The organism is Sulfurimonas sp. HSL1-2 (assembly GCF_039645565.1).
Classification (GTDB): Bacteria; Campylobacterota; Campylobacteria; order Campylobacterales; family Sulfurimonadaceae; genus Thiomicrolovo; species Thiomicrolovo zhangzhouensis.
Genome location: NZ_CP147914.1, coordinates 1,943,213 through 1,961,767 on the forward strand (window position 1 = coordinate 1,943,213; position 18,555 = coordinate 1,961,767).

Below are 18,555 nucleotides of genomic sequence, written 5' to 3' on the forward strand. Positions count from 1 at the left end.
TCATTGTCCTTTTGGTGTCACGACCAGGGTGACCCATTCCTCTTTTGCGATTCGCTCCGCGACATCCATATCCGCGTAAGCCTCCACAATTTTAGCTTCATATTTATCCAATATGCCTGAAAGAATCAGCCTGCCGCCCGGCCGCAACAGCTTTTTCAGCTCGTCGGCGATAAAGACCAGGACGTCCGCGACGATATTGGCGATGACGACATCGTACGTCGCCGTTGCCTGGGCCGCGGAGCCCTCCCAGATATGCCGAAGGTCGACATCGTTGAGCTCGCAGTTCTCCAGGGTGTTGGCGACCGAAACCGGGTCCGTGTCGCAGGCGTCGACCGTGGCGCCGAGTTTACAGGCGGCGATGGAGAGGATGCCGCTGCCGCAGCCGACATCAATGACGTCGTCGCCCGGCTCGACAAAGCGGCCGACCGCTTCAAGGCAGGTCGCCGTCGTGGGGTGGTGCCCCGTGCCGAACGCCAGGGCCGGGTCAATGGCGATGTTGATGCGCTCGGGGTTCGGATCGCTCCAGGTCGGGTGGACGTAAAAAGGCTCCACGTCGACCGGGGTGACGCTCTCCTGGTAGGCGCGCACCCAGTCCTCGGTCCGTTTCTTCTCCAGGGTCATCTCTAGGTCGATGCTGCTTCCCAGCGCTTTCTGCAGCGCTTCGGCAAACTGCTCCAGCCCCCACTGCATGGTGGAGAGGTCGTCCTCGCTGCGGACGACAAAGCCCGCGTCGGTCTCTTCGAAACCGACCGGCAGGGTATCGGCCAGGAAATCGGCGAAGAGCTCGCGGTGAGACGAGGGGTTGACGGTCAGTTCGTAGTAGATCTCATCCATTTCCGTACACCTTGAGTACCTCTTCGAGGTCGATCGTCCCTTCGTAGAAGGCCTTTCCGATAATGACGCCGGCGACTTCGTCCGTCACGGCCAGCGCCGCCAGGTCGCTGTCGTCGCGGACCCCGCCGCTGGCGATCGTCGGGATGCCCGAAGCGCGGGCGATATCGAGGGTAAAGTCGACATTGACGCCGCTGAGCGTCCCGTCGCGGCCGACGTCGGTACAGATGATCGCTTCGACACCCGCATCGGCGAAGGCCTTGGCCAGGTCCGTCGCTTTCATCTCGCTCACTTCGCCCCACCCTTCGACGGCGACGTAGCCGTCAATGGCGTCGATCCCGACGACGACGGGGTATTTGGCCGCCATTGCCTTGACGAATGCCGGGTCCTTGACGGCGATGGAACCGAGAATGACGCGGTCGATGCCCAGGTCGAGGTAACGTTTGATCGTCGCCTCGTCGCGGATCCCGCCGCCGAGTTCCAGCTTGACGCTGCAGTTCTGGCGGATCTTCTCGATCTGTTCCAGGTTCTTCGGTTCCCCGGCGAAGGCGCCGTTGAGGTCCACGAGGTGGACCCATTCGGCCCCCAGCTCCTCGAAACGCTTGACAAGTTCCCAGGGCTGGGAGGAGTACACTTTCGCACTCTCCATCAGCCCCTTGGTGAGGCGGACCGCCTCGCCGTCTTTCAGGTCAATTGCGGGTAAAATCGTCATTCTATGCTTCCTCACAGGTTGATAAAGTTTTTCAGGATCTGCAGCCCGTTCTTGTGGCTCTTCTCCGGGTGGGGCTGGATGCCCATCACATTCTCATGCGCCACGGCGCTGGTGAAGCGGTAGCCGTACTCCGTCTCCCCGATGATATCGGCATCTTCGCCGGCCACCGCGTGGAAGGAGTGGACGAAATAGAGGTAGTGCGCCTCGTCCAGGCCCGCAAAAAGGGGGTGATCCTTCGTAAACATGCGGTTCCATCCCATATGCGGCACCTTCAGCGGGTGGTCGAACTTCGCCGTGTCGAACGCGACGACTTTCCCGCTGATCAGCCCCAGGCCCGGGTTCGGTCCGAACTCCTCGCTGCTCTCAAACAACAGCTGCATGCCGAGGCAGATACCGAGCATCGGCTTGCCGCTGCGTGCATAAGCTTTCAGGGCCTCGTCCATACCCCGCTCGCGCAGGTGCTCCATCGCGTCCCCGAACGCGCCGACCCCCGGGAGGATGAGCCGGTCGTACCCGGCGAGTTTCTCCGGGTCACTTTCAACGGCAACCGTCTCCCCCAGCAGCGTGAAAGCGTTTTTCACACTGGCCAGGTTCCCCATGTTGTAGTCACAGATTCCTATCATTCTTCAACCGCTCTTTTCGTAAATTTGATATAGAGTGCCAGCGCCACCAGCAGCATCGAGACCCCGCCGATAATATAGATGGCATTAACCAGCATGGCAGGCTCTGTCATCGCGAACTTGAAGACGAGCATCAATGCCTCAATGGAGAGGGCGATGATGATGGAGCCGAGGAAACGCACCATCGTTTTATGCGGGTCCGATGCCCCGTTGTCCTGCCTGTGGCGCCCCAGGACCTCCTCCTCGAAGAGGGTCTTGACGAGGTCGAATATGGCCAGGGCCAGCGTCAGGAGGATCGTCGACTCGAAAACCTCCTTGATCTCGATATTGCGGACATCCAGCCCAAAGTGCAGGAAGGTCGTCACTCCCTTGATAAAGAGCAGCAGTGCCACCATGGCCAGCATCACGGTAAACGCCGCGTAGCCATAGCGGAAAAGACGCCCGTAGAAGGAGTGCAGCGCCATCGGGTGCGCAATCTGCAGCACCGCGTCCATCGGCATGTCGAGGCAGGCGACGTAGAGCATCTCCCCCTTTTCATCAAAGATCGGCTGCGATGCCGTGATGGTAAGGTCCTGCGTGATCAGCGAAGGGTACGGGTCGGTGATGGTACAGCGCTTCTCCCGCGCCGCCCTGTAGTAGTAGGCGCGGTCGGAGCGGATACGCCCGTAATCCTCGTCGAGCTGTTTGTTGCCCGGCAGGAAGGTCGGGGTGACCTGCACCCCCTTCTGGTCCAGCAGGTAGATTCCCTCTGCATCCCGCAGATCGCCCATGATCTTCTGCATACGCGCCATGATCGCTTCGGGGGTGATCGACGGCAGACGGTTGGGCAGGTTCTTGGAGAAGAGGTAGCAAAAGTAGGCCCGCGCTTTCGTGCGGATCTCGGAAAAGTTCTGTATGTCGCGTGCGACCATGGCAGTCCCGTCCTCATTTTAGTAGTATGGGATTATACCTCACCCCCGATGGCAAAGCGCTAAAGCAGCCGCGGCGCCTCAAGGGTTTGTCGCTATAATAGCGCCATGAATATAGCGCGCATCGCCATCGTCCGCCTCAGTGCCCTGGGTGACATCATCAACAGTGCCGTCGTCCTGCAGTTCATCCGCCGGCACCATCCCGAAGCCCGCATCGACTGGATCACGGAGGCCCAGTTCACCCCCATGCTGCAGGGGCATCCCGAACTCGCTACCGTCCACGGCATCCCGCTCAAGCAGCTCAAACGCGAAAAACGCTTCGGCCTGCTGCGCGACACGGTCCGCGATCTGCGCGCCCTCGGCCCCTATGACGTCATTATCGACATGCAGGGGCTGCTCAAATCGGCCCTCGTCGCCCGCCTGCTCGGCCCGAACGTCCACGGTTTTGATGCCGCATCGGCCCGGGAGGGCGCGGCCGCGCTCTTCTACCGCACCAAAAGCCGTATCCCCTACGAGGCCAACATTATCCGCCGCAACTGCGACATCGTCGCGGAGGCGCTCGGTTTCACCGTCAGCGATGCGGAGCTGCTCGCCAAAGCCCCGGCACTGCCGGTCGGCCCGCGTCCGGGTTTTCTTGACGATGCACCGTACATCGCCGTCGTCGTCGGGGCGTCCTGGCCGTCAAAATGCTACCCGCCGGCCCAGCTGGCCGCCGTCTGCGATGCCCTTCCCCTGCCCTGCATCCTCGTCTGGGGCTCAGAGGGCGAACACATGGACGCCGAGGAGATCGCAGCAGAGAGCCCCAACGCCCGTGTCGCCCCGAAAATCGGTCTGCCCGCACTGCGCGACCTCATCGGCCACGCGGCGCTGACCGTCGGCGGGGATACGGGACCGACGCACCTCGCCTGGGCATTGAACCGTCCCTCCGTCGTCCTCTACGGCCCGACGACCCCCCGGATGATGTTCGAAACACCGCAGAATGTCGCTCTCGAATCGGACTCCGTCGTCGACATCCTCCGTATCGACAAGACCGACATGAGCATCGGGACGATTCCCCCCGAGTCAGTCATCCAGAAAGCGAAAGAGCTGCTATGATCCTCTACTACCTCTACCGTGCCCTCGAGTCTCTCCTGATGCTCCTGCCCTACCCCCTTCGCAAAGCCTTCTTTACCGGCCTTGCCTCGCTCGCCTATCTGGTCGACCGTCAGCACCGCGCCGTTATCCGGCGCAACCTTGAAATCGCCTTCGGGGAAACCCTCGACGAAGCCGAGGCGGAAACGATCGCGCGTTACTGCTACCGCAACCTGCTGCTGAACTTCCTGCAGGTTATTGAAAACCGCCGCATGACCCCGGAGCGGCAGCGCGAACTGGTCACGTTTGCCAACCGCGACATCGTCGACCGCGCCCGCGCGGAGGGGCGCCCCGTCATCTTTGTCTCCGGGCATTTCGGCAACTGGGAGCTCGGCGCGACGGCGATCGCATCGCAGATCATGCCTACCGTCAGCATCCACAAACAGCTCAACAACCCCTACTTCGACCGCTACCTGCTCGAATCGCGTTCACGCCTGCAAATGCACATGGCGGAGAAACACGGTGCCGTGAAACACCTGACCCGGGCGCTGAAAAAAGGGGAGGCGGTCTCGCTGATGATCGACCAGAACATCCGGCCGCGCGAGAGTATCTTTGTCGATTTCTTCGGCACGCAGGTCACCCAGACCTCCGCGCCCGCCTTCCTGGCGCGCAAGTACAACGCGGCGGTGATCCCCGTCTTTATCCACACCGACGATGAAAAACACTATACGGTCCGTTTCGAGGAGGAGGTCCCCGTACCGCATACGGAGAACGCCGAAGAGGATGTCCGCATCGCGACGCAGCGCCAGTCCGATGTGATGGAGTGGATTATCCGCGAAGAGCCGAAGTTCTGGTTCTGGTGCCACCGCCGCTGGAAAGGCGGGAGCAAGGGGATCTACGAGGCGTAGTCCCTAACGGCCGCGCCGTTTTTTCGCCCCGGCATAAAAGAGCGGCCAGAGCAGAACGGCCGCCGCCATCATCAGCGAACTCAGCAGCTGCCCCATCGTCATCCAGCCGCAGCAGATAAAGCCCAACTGCGGATCCGGCGCACGCCAGAACTCCGCCGTAAAACGCATCGCACCGTAGGCAAATCCGTACAGCAGGATCAGCTCCCCCCGGAAACGGCGGTGGTTGCGGTAGAGCCAGATGACGGCGAAGACGACGATCCCTTCCAGTACGGCCTCGTAGAGCTGCGACGGGTGGCGCAAAGCGCCGCCCACGTAGATGCCCCAGGGCACATCGGTCACCCGGCCGATAAGCTCCTGGTTAAGAAAGTTGCCGATCCGCCCGAAGACATAGCCGATGGGGACGGCCACCGCGACGATATCCATCAGCTGGCCGAAATGAATGTGATGGCGCTTGCTGAAGAGGGCCGAAGCGATGAAGAAGCCGATCACCGCCCCGTGGTAGCTCATCCCTCTGATGCCGACGAATTCACCGTTTTTAAATGGGTTGAAGATCTGCCATGGATGCGTCAGGTAATAGGCCGTGTCGGGATCGTAGAAGAGAATGTATCCCAGCCGCGCCCCGAGGATGACGCCGATCTCGACCCAGATAAAGTAGTTGTCCAGTGTCAGCGTGTCGACGGGGACCCTGTCACGGCGCACGTACCATTTCGCCCCGTAGAGTGCGGCGAGGAGTGCCAGCACGTACATCATCCCGTACCAGTGTACCGGCAGGCCGAAAAAGGAAAAGGCGACGGGATTGAAATGTTCGTAGATGTGGTTCCAGTACTCCATGGCGGCTCTTTCAGTGAATTGGACGCAAGTATAGCCTAGAAAATTTACAGGTAATAACTCAGCGAGGTCTTTCCGAACTTCTTGCGTTTTTGCAGACTATAAGCGCCGATAGCATCGGGAAGCTCCAGCCCGCTCATGTGCTCTATCGTGATCAGACGGACCGACTCCCGGGGCAGTTTCGCGATCAGGTTGAGCATCTTGTCGTAGATATCCTCATGCCCCTCCCGGATGGAGAAGGGGGGATCGATGAAGAAGTAGGCCGGTTCGCCGAGCTGCTTAAGGCGCGCAAGCGTCTGCCCTATCGTCTCAAAGGTGTCGCCGGCGATCACCTCGCAGGCAGAGGGATCGGTCTGGGCGATATTGCCACGTAGCACCTTCAGGGCCTCACGGTCGCGTTCCATGAAAAGGATGCGTTTCGCCCCCCGGCTCAGTGCCTCGAGCCCGATGGAACCGCTGCCCGAGAAGAGTTCGACGAGAACGCTGTCCATGATCTCGAACTGCAGGGTATTGAAGTAGGACTCCAGGACGATCCCCTTCGAGCTGCGCGTCGTCGTTTTGGAGGGCAGTTTCAGCAGTTTCCCTTTGTATTTCCCTGCCACGATCTTTTTTGTCAGCGGTTTCATCCTCGCACCTCGTTCATGTAATATTCAATGCTGTAGCGCAGATCTTCGTCAAGATCGCTCAGGCTGCGGAGCATCCACTCCAGGTAGGCCGGGTCGCGGCGGGCGATGTCCTCGATGAACTTGCCCCCGTACTTGCCGAAAGTAAGCTTGTGGACCAGCGCCTGCTCCGTCGTCAGCGTCATCAGCCGCTCGCGGTCGGCCATCGCTTCGAGGTAGCGGTGCAGCAGCATCGTGTGCAGGGCATCGCTCAGCGCATGATGGGCACAGAGCGGGATGCCAAGCTCGTCGGCAAGGGCGTGTTCACTTTGGTAAAGCCGCAGTTCGTAGCGCAGGTACTGCAACGAGAAGTGGGCGATCTCGCTGCCGAGCAGGTGCTTGACGCATTTGAGCGTGTCAATCATCCCGCCCTGCCAGGTAATCCCCTCTTTGGCAAGCATGTCCAGGTCAAACGCCAGGTTGTGGCCGACGAGGAGCGTCTCGGGGGTATTGAGCGCTTCAAGCCGTTTTGCCGCCGCCGTCGCATCGAACTCCGGCGCGTCGGCGAGCATCTCGTTGGTCAGGTGGTGGACCGCCATCGCCTCCGGGGGCACCTTTTTCGGGGGCCGTACAAGGTCGTAGAGCGTCTCGTACCTGCCCCCCTCCTCAAGGATCATCCCCACCGAACAGATGCGGTCTTTTTTTTCGACACCGGTCGTCTCCACGTCAAGGTAACAGAGCATCAAAACCGTTGCAGGAGGGTGTGGTAGTGTTCAAGGGTCCGGAAACTCTTCTCGAAGCGCCAGCGCAGCACGAAAGCGACGACGGCATCACGCAGGGAGGGTTCGAGCTTTTCGGCACGTCCGAAATAGGCGAGCGAACTGTTCTTGTTCCTGACTTTCGCCTCACGGTCGTAGGTGATGGCGATAATCTGGACGTATTTGCCCTCGTGCGGATGCCCCAACGTATCGTCGGCAAGGGAGATCCCGGCAAGATTCATCGCCTTGAATTCGAAAAGATCCGCGAATTCGGGTACCTTTTCGTCAACGCCGAGGTCATGGTAGAGGGATTCGAGCGCGGCCATGTTCTCCTTGCGCGCGACTTCGTAGCTGGAAATCTTGGCTGTCAGGTTTTTCAGACGATCGAGTGCCGTTGACACGCCCCGCTCCTTTCCGCTGTCCCGGCCCTGTCAATCCAAGCTACCGGCAAACGCATTATCATAGCAGTTTAACCAACCGTGCTTTATAATCAGCAAAAACTTTGGCGCGATGCGCCTGTGAGGTGATATGGATTATTTCAAGATCAACGGACCAAAAACCCTGAACGGCTCTGTTGCCGTCTCCGGCGCCAAGAATGCCGCCCTGCCGCTGATCGCCATGACGATCCTTGCCAAGAACCCTGTCACGATCACGAACCTGCCCCACGTCGTCGACATCAAGACCCTGCTGAAACTGCTGACGAACCTCGGCGCGGCATTTGAACTCGACGGCAACCGCGTCACCATCGACACCCGCCCGGTCAACCACACGATGGCAACCTACGACATCGTCAAGACCATGCGGGCATCCATCCTCGTCCTGGGTCCGCTGCTCGCACGTTTCGGCCACTGCGAGGTCTCTCTGCCGGGCGGCTGTGCCATCGGGCAGCGCCCGATCGACCTCCATCTCAAGGCACTTGAACACATGGGCGCGGAGATCACCATCCACGCCGGTTACGTCCGCGCCGAAGCACCCAACGGCCTCAAAGGGGCCCATATCCTCTTCGACAAGATCACCGTTACCGGCACGGCCAATGTCGTGATGGCCGCGGCGCTGGCAAAAGGGAAAACGACAATCACGAACGCCGCGCGCGAACCCGAAGTCGTCCAGCTCTGCGAACTCCTCCGCGATGCCGGGGTGGCGATCAGGGGAGTCGGCAGCTCCGAACTCGTCATCGAAGGCACCGGGGGTGAGCTCGTCGATATTGCCTCCTTCGCCGTCATCCCCGACCGGATCGAAGCGGGCACCTACCTCTGTGCCGCGGCCATTTCGCGCTCGCCGCTGACCCTGACCAACGTCCGCCCCGACCACCTCGAAGCGGTCCTGGGCAAACTCGAAGAGATGGGCGTAGGGATCGAAACGACGGAGAACACGATCACCGTCCACCCCGTCCAGTCCCTTAAACCTGTTGACATCACGACCATGGAGTACCCGGCTTTCCCGACGGATATGCAGGCGCAGTTCCTTGCCCTCTGTACCCAGGCGGAAGGGACCTCAACCGTCGAAGAGCGCCTCTTCGAAAACCGCTTTATGCACGTCAGCGAACTGCAGCGCCTCGGCGCCGACATCACCCTGAAGGGCAATACCGCCACCGTCAAAGGTCCCTCCCCCCTCTTCGGGGCGGACGTCATGGCCACAGACCTGCGGGCCTCAAGCGCCCTCGTACTGGCGGCACTCGTCGCCGAAGGGGAGACGAACATCCACCGTATCTACCACCTCGACCGCGGCTATGAGGCGCTCGAAGAGAAATTCAGTCTGATCGGTGCGGACATCGCCCGCCTGAAAGAGTAAGTCGGGAAGAAAAAGGAAGGGATCACTTCTCTTCGAAGATGATCATTTCGTAGATGCTTTTTTTCGTGACCAGCGCCTTCTCGGGCGGTACGCTGGTACTCTGTCTCGCCCTGGCCAGCTGATGGCGCAGCTCGGCGATCTCCTGCTCCATCGTATCGATCTGTTCCTTGAGGCGCAGCGCCACGTCGACCCCGGCGAGGTTGACGCCCATCTCACGGGTGAGGCGGAGGATCAGCTTGATGCGGTCGATGTCGCGCTGGGAGTAGAGACGAATCCGGCCGTCCGAACGCGAAGGGGTGATAAGGTTCTCGCGTTCATACTGGCGCAGGGTCTGCGGATGGATGTCGAGGATCTTCGACACGATGCTGATCAGGTAGACCGGTTCGTCGTAGGTGTGCATGGCTTACTCCTTCGGTAATTGCGCTTTCATCGCCTCGACCAGGGAGGGTTCGAGGCCGTCCACATTCGGCAGGATGATGTTCGCAACGAGGTAGAGATCCCCGCGCACATTGCTTTTGCGGTTCATGACCCCCATCTCTTTTACCCGAAAACGCTGGCCGTTTTTCGTATTCTGCGGCACCTTGAGGGTGATCTCCTTCTCCAGCGTCTTGACGGTCACCTTGTCGCCGAAAAGCGCCGCGTAGAGCGGCACGTCAAAAGTTTTGATCAACGTATCGCCGTCACGCTCGTACTCCGGGGTGGATGCGATGTTGATCTTGAGGTAGAGGTCGCCGACGCTGCCTCCCTGCTTGCGCCCTTTGCCACGGACGCGGAGTTTCTCGCCCGACTTGATCCCCGCCGGGATCTTGATGTCGAAACTCTCCCCCTCTACGTTTACCTGGTGCTTGCCGCCGAGGATGGCCGTCTGGAACGGGACGGTGATGGAGCTCTCCAGGTCGAGATTGACCGGCTGCTGGTAACCGCCGCCCCCGAAACCGCCAAAGCCTCCAAAGCCGCCACCCCCGCCGAAACCGCCTGCACCGCCGCCGAAGCCTCCAAAACCGCCCCCGCCGCCGAACATCTGGCGCAGGATTTCATCGAGGTCGACGTTGCCGCCCTGCGAACGCGCGAAATCCTGGAAATTCTGACCGCCGAACATCTGGTCTCCGAAACGGTCGTACTGTGCTTTTTTCTCTTTATCGCTCAGAACCTCGTACGCGGCATTGATCTCTTTGAACTTCTCCTCCGCTTCGGGAGACTTGTTCACATCCGGATGGTACTGGCGCGCCATTTTCCGGTAGGCTTTTTTGATTTCCGATTCGGTCGCGTTTTCATTGACGCCAAGGGTTTCATAAAGGCTTTTACTCATAGACAGTTACCTAATACTATATTTTCTTTTTAAGAGGGAGTATAGCATATAAGTTGAGTCGAAGTCAATCAAGGTTGTTTTTTTGCACTTTATGAAACTTTTAAGTTTACGGTAGTATAATTTCGGCCCTCGGGGTGTGGCGCAGACTGGTAGCGTGCTTCGTTCGGGACGAAGAGGCCGCAGGTTCGAATCCTGTCACCCCGACCATCGAGAGACTTTCTTCCTACAACATTTCCAAAAAAATTCCATCAAAACAACACCAATAAATCAAGCGTTTTTACGTACTCAATACAACGTATAACACTCCACCCTCTTGTCAATTCGGATACGGTCATCAGCGTGTCAGCCGGAATACAGCGGCATGGCATGTCCCGAAAGCGGCAGCCCTTTATCCTTTTTTCTTCCCGGTTCCCCTTCTTTTTTGGATAAGCAAAAAAGAAGGGGAACAAAAATATCTGCCTAAATAAATGCGTTACGTGTAAAGTATAGAAAGTAATATATGCGGCCGGAGCCGCAGAGGGTTTAGTGGAGGAAGTGGCGTACGCCCGTGAAGTAGAGCGCCATTCCGTATTCGTCTGCCGCGGCGATGACTTCGTCGTCGCGGATGGAGCCGCCCGGTTCGATAACCGTCTTGACCCCCGCGGCCGCTGCCGCGTCGATGGAGTCGCGGAACGGGAAGAAGGCTTCGGATGCCAGCGCGGCACCGGCAACGTCCAGCCCCATTGCCTCGGCTTTTTTCAGTGCACACTGCGACGCATCGACGCGAGACGTCATCCCCATGCCGACGGCGACCATTGCCGCGTCTTTGACGTAGACGACACAGTTCGACTTGGTCAGCGAAGCGACTTTCCACGCGATCTCCGCATCTTTCATCGCCGCGGCATCCGCGCTCAGCTTGCTTTTAAGCTCGGCATTCTTGATCTCGTCGTCGGCCACCTTGTCGGCATCCTGGAAGACGAAGCCGCCGTCAATGTGTTTGAAGTCGCTCGCGTCATTCGCGAGGAGGATCTTGTCGCTGCCGTATTCGAAGAGCTTGATGCGCTTCTTCGCTTCGAACACCGCCTGCGCTTCCGGCGTGATACGGCCGGCGATGATCACTTCGAGGAAGATCTCGTTCATCTTCTCCGCCAGCGCCTTGTCGACGACACCGTTGACGGCGACAACGCCGCCGAAGGCGGAAACCGGGTCGCACTTGAGCGCTTCGGTATAGGCGTCAAGCAGGCTGTCGCGGATGGCAAAGCCGCACGGGTTGCCGTGCTTGACGATACAGACGGCATTTTCGTCGCCGAACGCCGCCGCGATCTTGACCGCTCCGCTGATATCGGTGAGGTTGTTAAAGCTCGCTTCGCCTTTGAGGGTCGTGAAGTGTTTGCTGAAGTGGTCTTCGAACTCGTACAGCGCCCCTTTCTGGTGCGGGTTCTCGCCGTAACGCGTGTTCATCACTTTCTGGCCGACGACGAACTGCTTCGCGCCCATACCGTCGTTGAAACGCTTGTTCATATAGTTGGCGATCATGCTGTCGTAGGCCGCCGTGTGCTCATAGGCCTTGATCATCAGGCTGCGGCGGAATTCGACGCTGTTCTCGTCGTTCTCGATGGCACCCAGGACCAGTGAGTAGTCGGAGGGATCGGTGACGATCATGACGCTGTCAAAGTTTTTCGCGGCGGAGCGGACCATCGCCGGCCCCCCGATATCGATGTTCTCGATGATCTCCTCGAAATCGTCCGTACGCTCGATGGTCGCCTTGAAAGGGTAGAGGTTGACACAGACGAGGTCGATAGGCTCGACGCCCAGCTCCGCAGCCTGGTCCAGGTGCGACTGCTTGTCGCGGCGGTGCAGGATGCCGCCGTGGATATAGGGGTTGAGGGTTTTAACGCGCCCCTCGAAACATTCGGGGAACTTGGTGACCTCATCAATCTCGATCGCCGCGATACCGGCCTCTTTCAGCATTTTGAACGTGCCGCCCGTCGAGATGATCTCGTAGCCGTGCTTCACCAGTGACGCCGCGAATTCAACGATATTGCTCTTATCGCTGACGCTCAGCAGTGCTCTTTTCATTCCGTTTCGCCTTTTTCCGGGCATACCGCCCATGTATTTCGTTGATGGAATTTTAACAGAGGGGCGGTTAGGATTGGATCAAACGCGGATCATCCCTGGTATTTTTGGCGTATCTCCAGGAACTTCCAGAGGTTGTCGACAAAGAGCTCGACAAGCCTGGGATCGAAATGCCTGCCGCTCTCTTCGGTCATGTAGGCGAGCGCTTTGTTCACCTGCCACTCCTCTTTGTAGCTGCGCTTGCTCACCAGGACGTCGAAGACATCCGTCACGGCGACAATACGGCCGAAGATATGGATATCTTCCCCCTTCAGCCCTTTCGGGTAACCGCTCCCGTCGAATTTTTCATGATGCTGGGCCGCAATCGTCGCCGCGGCGCGAAGTACGGGCCTGTCGGTACGGCTGAGGATATGTGCCCCCCACTGGGTATGGTTCTGTACCATTTCACGCTCTTTCGTATCGAGCGGGAAAGGTTTGTTAAGGATCCGCTCCGGCACGACCACGTTGCCGATATCGTGCATGGCCGATGCCATCTTCAGCATCGACACCGCTTCCCGCCGGAGCCCGCAGAGCTCGCCGAGCAGCGCACTGTATTCCGATACCCGCTTGAGGTGTGCCTTGTCTTTCGAACGGAGTTCGCCGACGTACGCCAGTGTATACACGAGATCTTCCTGCGTCTGGTCCTCCTGCCGTTCGCGGTGCTTCTGCAGTTCCAGGTGTGTCCGGACCCGTGCATAGAGCTCCGCGCTGTTGAAGGGTTTGTTGATACAGTCCACACCGCCGGCTTCAAAACTGCGCCTGATCTCCTGCTCCCCCGGGATGGTTCCGGTGAAAATGACGGGAATCTTCTGCGTCAGTGCTTCGGATTTGAGCCGCTTGCAGATCGCGTAGCCATCCATGGTTTTTGCCGTTGCGTCGAGCAGGATAAGGTCGATTTTGAGCGCTGAAGCTATGGCCATAACCGAAGCTTCATTTTTTGCCCCCAGAACGCTGCACCCCTCTTTCTCGAAAATTTCCCTCACCGTGACGACATGCATCGGTGTCTCGTCCACGACCATAATTTTTGCCGGAAATATATTCATAATCACTCTTTTTTAAACAAATATCAATATCATATCTCCAATGTGTTAATTATTTATAAAAGTTTTTGTTTATTTAAATGTTTATCACTTTTTTCCGGAAAAAGAGCGTCCAGGTGGTTCGCTATAATGCCGCATGCGAACCAGACGCCTGCTGCTCTTGTTACTGTTTCTCGTCGCCCTCAGCGGCGAAGCACTGCACACCCTCAGCGCGCACCATGACGGGAGTCACTGTCCCGTCTGTACCGTTGCCGCCCACGCTGCAGCACCCGATGTCGTCACACCTTTCGAACCGTTCATCCTCTTTCACGACGCTGCAGAACCCGGCCCTGTTGAACACTCCTACAGCGGTCTTGCGCTCCATTTCGTCCCGGCCCGTGCCCCTCCCTTCTTCGTTTAATCCCTGAAAAAACATCCATACTATTTTGCACCCATCCCAAATCCAACCCGGGTGCCCTGATGAAACGGAGTCTATTTGATGAAAAAAACCCTTATTGCCATTCCACTGCTTTGCACGCTGCTCTTCGCAGATGCCGCCACGATTCTCCCTGTCGAAAAGCGCACCTTCGAGCAGTCCAAATTTATCCCGGACATCTCGCTGATCCTCGATGCCTCCTACGTCACCCGTAACAAGAAAGACGACGAGATCGCCCACTACGAGATCCCCGGGGTCGCCCACGGAATCATAGGCGCCCATGCCCACGGCGAGCACTCCCACGCCACCTACAACGCCGCCAACGGCTTCAACCTCAACTACGGCGAACTGGTACTTTCCAGCTCCGTCGACCCCTACTTCACCCTTGACGGCACCTTCCACTTCAGTGAGAACGGCGTCGAGATCGAAGAGGCCTACTTCACCTCGACCGCCCTCCCCTACGGCCTGCGTCTGCGCGGCGGAAAACTGCTCTCAAACTTCGGCCGCATCAACTCCCAGCACCACCACTACTGGGACTTCGGGGACATGCCGCTCGTCTACCAGGCCTTCCTCGGCGATCACGGCATCAATGAGAAGGGGGTCCAGCTGCAGTGGGTCGCCCCGACGGAGACCTACCTGATGTTCGGGGGCGAGGTGCTCCAGGGCGAGAACGAGATGATGTTCGGCACCGCCAGCATCGCCGATCCGACCGCGACCGACCCCGACGCCGCCCCTCTGGCCGAATCGGCCGACGCGCCCGCCCTCTTTGTCGCCTATGCGAAAACCGCCGTTGATATCGGCGAGACGACCGTCATGCCCGGCATCTCCTACGCACGCGGCACCTCGCGGCTTGACCACTTCGAGGACGAGGCGCCCCACGCCTTTTCCGGCATGAGTTCGCTCTACGGTGCCGACCTGACCGTCAAGCACTACTTCGACTCCTACAGCTTCCTGACGTGGCAGAGCGAATGGATGATGCGAGACATGAAGGGCACCCAGTACGCACTTGATACGAACACGACTACGCTCGGATCAGCCTCCCTGCGCAAAGAGCAGGCCGGTTACTACACCCAGCTCGTCTACGCCTACAACATGAACTGGCGCGCCGGCGTCCGTTACGACAGTATCTACCAGAACGACGTCACGAAGAACGGCGCCGTCCAGGAGATGGAAGACGGATTTGACCGTATCAGCGCCATGGTGGAGTACCACCCCAGCGAGTTCAGCCGCTTCCGTCTTCAGTATAATCACAATACGGCCCTCTACAACGAGGACGGCGAACGCCAGAGCGTCGATACGATCATGCTGCAGGCCAATATCGCCATCGGGGCGCATGCGGCCCACGACTTCTGATCCGTCATACAACCGCGGCTGCCGCGGTAGCGGTACCGGCTTTCCCGCTGTGGGAAGCCGCACGCCCCTGTCACCGATGACGGGGCGCAATCACAATCAATGAGTGCACCATGAAAAAACTGCTTTTTTACCTTCTCCTGCCGGCCGCACTGTCCGCACACCTGAACATCGCCGTCAGCTACCCCTACATCGGGGCACTGACGAAGGCTGTCGGCGGTGACCACGTCACGACCGTCGTGCTGGCCAAGGGCAACTGGGACCCCCACTTCGTTGTTCCCCGCCCTTCGCTGATCGCCAAGATGCGCCGGGCCGATGCGCTTATCATGAACGGCGGCCAGCTGGAAATCGGCTGGCTCCCGCCGCTGATCCGCCGCGGCAACAATCCCAAGGTCAACCCCTCCGCGCCGACCTTTCTGAACCTGGCGCAGGGCATCGAGCTTATCAACAAACCGAGTGAGGTCGACCGGGCAAACGGGGATATCCACCCGGCCGGCAATCCCCATTTCCACCTCGATCCGAACAATATCCCGCTTCTGGCCAAGAGGATCGCGGATTTTCTGGCATCGATCGACGCGGAACACAAAAGCATTTATGAAAACAATCTTGCGGATTTCACGCTGAAATGGGGGAAAAACCTCGAGCGCTGGGCACAGGTCATGGCACCGAAAAAAGGGATGAAGGTCGTGCAGTTCCACGACAACCTCGCCTACTTCAACAAGGCCTACGGTTTAGAGAACATCGCCACGATCGAACCGCTGCCGGGGATCCCGCCCTCCCCGCGCCACACCCTCGAAGTCATCGAGCTGATCCGCGCCGAACACCCCTGCTGCATCCTGCATGACGTCTATCACTCGACGAAAACGGCCGAATACATCCGCGACAAGACCGGGATCAAGATCGTTTTGATGCCGCATGACCTCGGCGCGCTGGAGTCCGTCGACACCCTGAGCGCCCTGTTCGACCATCTGACGGAGGCCGTGACGCATGATTGAGATCTTTCTGCCCCCGCTGCTGCTCGTCTTCGTGCTCGTCATGATCCACGCCTGGTTCGGCAAAGGGGTGCTCGAGCGCGGCATCATCTTCACCGATCTCGCTATCGCCCAGTTCGCGGCGCTGGGCAGCGCCGTCAGCCTCGGCTTTTTCCACGGGGAGTATCTCTATGTGCTCACCCTCGGGAGCGCCCTGTTCAGTGCCGTGCTCATCGCCTATGCATCGCACAGGAACCTACACCTGGAGGCCTTTATCGGGATTCTTTACGTGCTGGGGGCCAGCGGGGTCATGATGGTCCTGGCCAACTCCGCCGAGGGGATGGAACACTTCAAAGCGCTGCTGGCGAGCGACATCCTTTTCACGCCGATGGAGCACGTGCTCTACAGCAGCGGCGTCTATGCCCTGCTGGGGCTCCTGATCTGGCAGCTCTACCCGCGCCTGACAGGCTTCATGCAGGAGCTGCTGTTCTTTGTCATGCTCGCCGTCACCGTCACCTCGTCGGTACAGCTTGCCGGCGTGCTCGTCGTCTTTACCCTGCTGATCGCACCGGTCTTCATGGCCTCCATGCAGAAGCGTTTCCCGCCGCTGCGCTTTGCCTTCGTCTTCGGCTGGTCCTTCAGCGCCGCGGCGATCGCCGCCTCCTACACGTTCGACCTGCCGACCGGGTACACCATTGTCTTTCTCGGTGCCCTCAGCGTACTGCTCGGTACCCTGATGCTCAGCCGTACGAAAGCCTGAACTACTCGTCGAGGTTGTTCTTGTCCCAGCAGGCATCGACCTGACGGTCGATCGCCAGGTCGGCGCTGGTCTGTTCGTTCACGTCACCGATAATATCCCAGGTGCTGATCGCCATAAAGGCAAAGGCCGCGATCATGGCCGCCGTGACGACGTAGATATTCATATATTCTTTGTTGAAAAGTTTCACAGGACTCCTTTCCACTCCAATTGCCTCCATTTTATAGCATAAGGGTTAATAATATGAAAAGCCGTGATGGAAGGCCACTTCTTTTAGGCTTATCTAAGGCAGGTATAATGTCGCCATTAAAAGCAAAAGGAAATCCATGAGCCTGAGAGAACAGATCAACAACGATATCAAAGAGGCGATGAAAGCCAAGGACGTCGAACGCCGCGACGCGCTCAGACTCCTCAGCAGCGCCATGAAACAGGTCGAAGTGGACGAACGCAAAGAGCTCAGCGACGACGACGTCATCGCCATCATCCAGAAGCAGATCAAACAGCGCAACGACGCCGCAGGCCAGTACAAAGCGGCGGGCCGCGACGAACTCTATGACAAAGAGATGGCGGAAATCGCCGTTTTCGAAGTTTACCTGCCGGCACAGCTCGATGATGCCGAACTCGAAAGCGCCCTCAAAGCGATTATCGCACAGACCGGTGCAGCATCCATGAAGGACATGGGCAAGGTCATGGGGATGGCCGGCAAAGAACTCGCCGGCCAGGCCGACGGCAAACGCATCAGCGAGTGCGTCAAAAAGCTCCTTTCATAAATCTCTACCCCTTTGACCTTTCCTTCAAGAAAGGTCTTTCCCCATTTTTTCCATACTATCCGCTAAAATGTATACTAATAACTTAGCTAGGTGCATAAAATTGAAACGAATGCGTGAACTCATTGAGAGGGTTAAGGTTACTTACCCTGACGATTCATTTTTTAACGATCTCGATGAAGTTTTTGAATTGTCATCACAGGCCAGCTCACACTATCAAGCCTATGAACTAGCATTTTCATATTTGGACCCAGCTTCATGGCAGATTCTCTCCCAAAAAGCCATGGAACATTTCAAAGATCATCGTGAGGGTCAATTAAAGCAGGGATTTTTCAATCAACTCAATGAGGCATTCGCCTATCAATTCCTAGTCCAGTGCGGTTATGAAAATGTAAGAGTTCTAAATGAAAATGGAAATACCCGCCCTGACCTTACATATGATGCTGCCGGTATAAAACGATATTGTGAAGTTAAGACCATTGGCCTATCCGACGATGAGATTAAACGTTATGAAACAGGAGAAGCTTTTGACGGTACTGTATATATGGAACTGTCGGACGGTTTTTTGAGACAGCTCAATGATGATTTAGTACGTGCACATGAGCAAATTACTAGTCAGGGAAGTCATGGTCTAGTATTCGTAATAGTCAATTTTGACGATTTCACACTTACTTATTACGAGCAATATCATAAGCAAATTACAGAATTTTTGGCTCACCACAAAGTCCCAGAAGTCTATATAAAAGTTGGACTACTCAGTAAGCATGAAATTTATAAAAAATAAGTAGTAGATGGTTGCCGGGCAAAGCCCGGAATGACGAGG

The 18,555-nt window shown here is 57.9% G+C and carries 22 protein-coding genes and 1 tRNA gene; 10 read left to right on the forward strand and 13 right to left on the reverse strand.

All coding sequences use genetic code 11. The features are described 5' to 3' along the window. The 4 genes from WCX18_RS09975 to WCX18_RS09990 are packed head-to-tail and all read right to left on the reverse strand — an operon-like array spanning nucleotide 1 to nucleotide 3,074. Complete coding sequence (locus WCX18_RS09975; protein WP_345987440.1) at nucleotides 1–834, reverse strand: 50S ribosomal protein L11 methyltransferase; 834 nt, start codon at nucleotides 832–834, stop codon at nucleotides 1–3. Next, nucleotides 827–1,543, reverse strand: a complete 717-nt coding sequence (gene hisA, locus WCX18_RS09980) for a 1-(5-phosphoribosyl)-5-[(5-phosphoribosylamino)methylideneamino]imidazole-4-carboxamide isomerase (RefSeq protein ID WP_345987441.1) — start codon at nucleotides 1,541–1,543, stop codon at nucleotides 827–829. Before hisA ends, WCX18_RS09975 begins: the two co-directional genes overlap by 8 nt. Nucleotides 1,544–1,554: 11 nt before the next feature. After that, nucleotides 1,555–2,166 carry an imidazole glycerol phosphate synthase subunit HisH gene (gene hisH / locus WCX18_RS09985; protein ID WP_345987442.1) on the reverse strand — a complete coding sequence of 204 codons (612 nt, stop codon included), beginning with the start codon at nucleotides 2,164–2,166 and terminating at the stop codon, nucleotides 1,555–1,557. After that, on the reverse strand, nucleotides 2,163–3,074 hold the full coding sequence (locus tag WCX18_RS09990; RefSeq protein WP_345987443.1) for a PDC sensor domain-containing protein: 912 nt from the start codon (nucleotides 3,072–3,074) through the stop codon (nucleotides 2,163–2,165). The genes hisH and WCX18_RS09990 overlap by 4 nt, the downstream gene beginning before the upstream one ends. A gap of 105 nt (nucleotides 3,075–3,179) precedes the next feature. Between WCX18_RS09990 and waaC the strand changes: the two genes are divergently transcribed. Both waaC and WCX18_RS10000 read left to right on the forward strand, forming a co-directional pair. Continuing rightward, nucleotides 3,180–4,166, forward strand: a complete 987-nt coding sequence (gene waaC / locus WCX18_RS09995; RefSeq protein WP_345987444.1) for a lipopolysaccharide heptosyltransferase I — start codon at nucleotides 3,180–3,182, stop codon at nucleotides 4,164–4,166. After that, entirely contained in the window at nucleotides 4,163–5,050 is an 888-nt protein-coding gene (locus WCX18_RS10000; RefSeq protein ID WP_345987445.1) for a lipid A biosynthesis lauroyl acyltransferase, read from the forward strand. The genes waaC and WCX18_RS10000 overlap by 4 nt, the downstream gene beginning before the upstream one ends. A gap of 3 nt (nucleotides 5,051–5,053) precedes the next feature. On the opposite strand, the gene lgt is transcribed toward WCX18_RS10000, so the two are convergent. Genes lgt through WCX18_RS10020 form a run of 4 tightly spaced genes read right to left on the reverse strand, consistent with a single transcriptional unit; the run spans nucleotide 5,054 to nucleotide 7,639 of the window. Continuing rightward, nucleotides 5,054–5,881, reverse strand: coding sequence for a prolipoprotein diacylglyceryl transferase (gene lgt / locus WCX18_RS10005; RefSeq protein ID WP_345987446.1), 828 nt, complete (start codon nucleotides 5,879–5,881; stop codon nucleotides 5,054–5,056). Nucleotides 5,882–5,925: 44 nt separating this feature from the next. After that, nucleotides 5,926–6,504 carry a 16S rRNA (guanine(966)-N(2))-methyltransferase RsmD gene (gene rsmD / locus WCX18_RS10010; protein ID WP_345987447.1) on the reverse strand — a complete coding sequence of 193 codons (579 nt, stop codon included), beginning with the start codon at nucleotides 6,502–6,504 and terminating at the stop codon, nucleotides 5,926–5,928. Next, nucleotides 6,501–7,223, reverse strand: a complete 723-nt coding sequence (locus tag WCX18_RS10015; RefSeq protein ID WP_345987448.1) for an exonuclease domain-containing protein — start codon at nucleotides 7,221–7,223, stop codon at nucleotides 6,501–6,503. The genes rsmD and WCX18_RS10015 overlap by 4 nt, the downstream gene beginning before the upstream one ends. Then, complete coding sequence (locus tag WCX18_RS10020; RefSeq protein ID WP_345987449.1) at nucleotides 7,223–7,639, reverse strand: hypothetical protein; 417 nt, start codon at nucleotides 7,637–7,639, stop codon at nucleotides 7,223–7,225. Before WCX18_RS10020 ends, WCX18_RS10015 begins: the two co-directional genes overlap by 1 nt. 127 nt (nucleotides 7,640–7,766) lie before the next feature. Between WCX18_RS10020 and murA the strand changes: the two genes are divergently transcribed. Next, complete coding sequence (gene murA / locus WCX18_RS10025; protein ID WP_345987450.1) at nucleotides 7,767–9,029, forward strand: UDP-N-acetylglucosamine 1-carboxyvinyltransferase; 1,263 nt, start codon at nucleotides 7,767–7,769, stop codon at nucleotides 9,027–9,029. A 22-nt stretch (nucleotides 9,030–9,051) separates the two neighbouring features. On the opposite strand, the gene WCX18_RS10030 is transcribed toward murA, so the two are convergent. Together WCX18_RS10030 and WCX18_RS10035 are read right to left on the reverse strand one after the other, a co-directional pair. Continuing rightward, entirely contained in the window at nucleotides 9,052–9,429 is a 378-nt protein-coding gene (locus WCX18_RS10030; protein ID WP_345987451.1) for a helix-turn-helix transcriptional regulator, read from the reverse strand. 3 nt (nucleotides 9,430–9,432) lie between these two features. Beyond that, a complete protein-coding gene (locus WCX18_RS10035) occupies nucleotides 9,433–10,338 on the reverse strand; it encodes a DnaJ C-terminal domain-containing protein (RefSeq protein ID WP_345985025.1) in 906 nt (301 codons plus the stop codon). A gap of 130 nt (nucleotides 10,339–10,468) precedes the next feature. Between WCX18_RS10035 and WCX18_RS10040 the strand changes: the two genes are divergently transcribed. Next, a tRNA-Pro gene (locus tag WCX18_RS10040) sits at nucleotides 10,469–10,545 on the forward strand. 315 nt (nucleotides 10,546–10,860) lie between these two features. Here the strand turns inward: WCX18_RS10040 and purH are convergent. Beyond that, the gene (gene purH / locus WCX18_RS10045) at nucleotides 10,861–12,396 is read right to left on the reverse strand and encodes a bifunctional phosphoribosylaminoimidazolecarboxamide formyltransferase/IMP cyclohydrolase (protein ID WP_345987452.1); all 1,536 of its coding nucleotides are present in this window, start codon (nucleotides 12,394–12,396) and stop codon (nucleotides 10,861–10,863) included. 89 nt (nucleotides 12,397–12,485) lie between these two features. Next, the gene (locus tag WCX18_RS10050; protein ID WP_345987453.1) at nucleotides 12,486–13,475 is read right to left on the reverse strand and encodes an HD domain-containing phosphohydrolase; all 990 of its coding nucleotides are present in this window, start codon (nucleotides 13,473–13,475) and stop codon (nucleotides 12,486–12,488) included. A gap of 133 nt (nucleotides 13,476–13,608) precedes the next feature. Here WCX18_RS10050 and WCX18_RS10055 point away from each other — a divergent pair, with 133 nt between their 5' ends. From WCX18_RS10055 to WCX18_RS10070, 4 genes are all read left to right on the forward strand, one after another. Next, nucleotides 13,609–13,872, forward strand: coding sequence for a hypothetical protein (locus WCX18_RS10055; RefSeq protein WP_345987454.1), 264 nt, complete (start codon nucleotides 13,609–13,611; stop codon nucleotides 13,870–13,872). 78 nt (nucleotides 13,873–13,950) lie between these two features. After that, nucleotides 13,951–15,240, forward strand: coding sequence for a hypothetical protein (locus tag WCX18_RS10060; protein WP_345987455.1), 1,290 nt, complete (start codon nucleotides 13,951–13,953; stop codon nucleotides 15,238–15,240). 110 nt (nucleotides 15,241–15,350) lie between these two features. Continuing rightward, nucleotides 15,351–16,232 carry a zinc ABC transporter substrate-binding protein gene (locus WCX18_RS10065; RefSeq protein WP_345987456.1) on the forward strand — a complete coding sequence of 294 codons (882 nt, stop codon included), beginning with the start codon at nucleotides 15,351–15,353 and terminating at the stop codon, nucleotides 16,230–16,232. Next, nucleotides 16,225–16,968 (forward strand): metal ABC transporter permease, encoded by a 744-nt coding sequence (locus WCX18_RS10070; RefSeq protein ID WP_345987457.1) that lies wholly within the window; start codon nucleotides 16,225–16,227, stop codon nucleotides 16,966–16,968. The genes WCX18_RS10065 and WCX18_RS10070 overlap by 8 nt, the downstream gene beginning before the upstream one ends. Before the next feature lies 1 nt (nucleotide 16,969). On the opposite strand, the gene WCX18_RS10075 is transcribed toward WCX18_RS10070, so the two are convergent. After that, entirely contained in the window at nucleotides 16,970–17,155 is a 186-nt protein-coding gene (locus tag WCX18_RS10075; RefSeq protein WP_345987458.1) for a hypothetical protein, read from the reverse strand. A gap of 136 nt (nucleotides 17,156–17,291) precedes the next feature. Here WCX18_RS10075 and WCX18_RS10080 point away from each other — a divergent pair, with 136 nt between their 5' ends. Both WCX18_RS10080 and WCX18_RS10085 read left to right on the forward strand, forming a co-directional pair. Further along, the gene (locus WCX18_RS10080) at nucleotides 17,292–17,735 is read left to right on the forward strand and encodes a GatB/YqeY domain-containing protein (RefSeq protein WP_345987459.1); all 444 of its coding nucleotides are present in this window, start codon (nucleotides 17,292–17,294) and stop codon (nucleotides 17,733–17,735) included. 109 nt (nucleotides 17,736–17,844) lie between these two features. Continuing rightward, nucleotides 17,845–18,516, forward strand: coding sequence for a hypothetical protein (locus WCX18_RS10085; protein WP_345987460.1), 672 nt, complete (start codon nucleotides 17,845–17,847; stop codon nucleotides 18,514–18,516). Nucleotides 18,517–18,555: the final 39 nt, after the last annotated feature.

Coding starts and splice junctions, on each gene's coding strand:
- WCX18_RS09990 (WP_345987443.1), bottom strand. CDS start 3,074: ATGGTCGCACGCGACATACAGAACTTTTCCGAGATCCGCACGAAAGCG.
- murA (WP_345987450.1), top strand. CDS start 7,767: ATGGATTATTTCAAGATCAACGGACCAAAAACCCTGAACGGCTCTGTT.
- WCX18_RS10050 (WP_345987453.1), bottom strand. CDS start 13,475: ATGAATATATTTCCGGCAAAAATTATGGTCGTGGACGAGACACCGATG.
- WCX18_RS10000 (WP_345987445.1), top strand. CDS start 4,163: ATGATCCTCTACTACCTCTACCGTGCCCTCGAGTCTCTCCTGATGCTC.
- rsmD (WP_345987447.1), bottom strand. CDS start 6,504: ATGAAACCGCTGACAAAAAAGATCGTGGCAGGGAAATACAAAGGGAAA.
- hisH (WP_345987442.1), bottom strand. CDS start 2,166: ATGATAGGAATCTGTGACTACAACATGGGGAACCTGGCCAGTGTGAAA.
- WCX18_RS10035 (WP_345985025.1), bottom strand. CDS start 10,338: ATGAGTAAAAGCCTTTATGAAACCCTTGGCGTCAATGAAAACGCGACC.
- WCX18_RS10015 (WP_345987448.1), bottom strand. CDS start 7,223: ATGCTCTGTTACCTTGACGTGGAGACGACCGGTGTCGAAAAAAAAGAC.
- WCX18_RS10055 (WP_345987454.1), top strand. CDS start 13,609: ATGCGAACCAGACGCCTGCTGCTCTTGTTACTGTTTCTCGTCGCCCTC.
- WCX18_RS10080 (WP_345987459.1), top strand. CDS start 17,292: ATGAGCCTGAGAGAACAGATCAACAACGATATCAAAGAGGCGATGAAA.
- WCX18_RS09975 (WP_345987440.1), bottom strand. CDS start 834: ATGGATGAGATCTACTACGAACTGACCGTCAACCCCTCGTCTCACCGC.
- WCX18_RS10030 (WP_345987451.1), bottom strand. CDS start 9,429: ATGCACACCTACGACGAACCGGTCTACCTGATCAGCATCGTGTCGAAG.
- WCX18_RS10085 (WP_345987460.1), top strand. CDS start 17,845: ATGCGTGAACTCATTGAGAGGGTTAAGGTTACTTACCCTGACGATTCA.
- purH (WP_345987452.1), bottom strand. CDS start 12,396: ATGAAAAGAGCACTGCTGAGCGTCAGCGATAAGAGCAATATCGTTGAA.
- WCX18_RS10060 (WP_345987455.1), top strand. CDS start 13,951: ATGAAAAAAACCCTTATTGCCATTCCACTGCTTTGCACGCTGCTCTTC.
- WCX18_RS10065 (WP_345987456.1), top strand. CDS start 15,351: ATGAAAAAACTGCTTTTTTACCTTCTCCTGCCGGCCGCACTGTCCGCA.
- lgt (WP_345987446.1), bottom strand. CDS start 5,881: ATGGAGTACTGGAACCACATCTACGAACATTTCAATCCCGTCGCCTTT.
- WCX18_RS10070 (WP_345987457.1), top strand. CDS start 16,225: ATGATTGAGATCTTTCTGCCCCCGCTGCTGCTCGTCTTCGTGCTCGTC.
- hisA (WP_345987441.1), bottom strand. CDS start 1,543: ATGACGATTTTACCCGCAATTGACCTGAAAGACGGCGAGGCGGTCCGC.
- waaC (WP_345987444.1), top strand. CDS start 3,180: ATGAATATAGCGCGCATCGCCATCGTCCGCCTCAGTGCCCTGGGTGAC.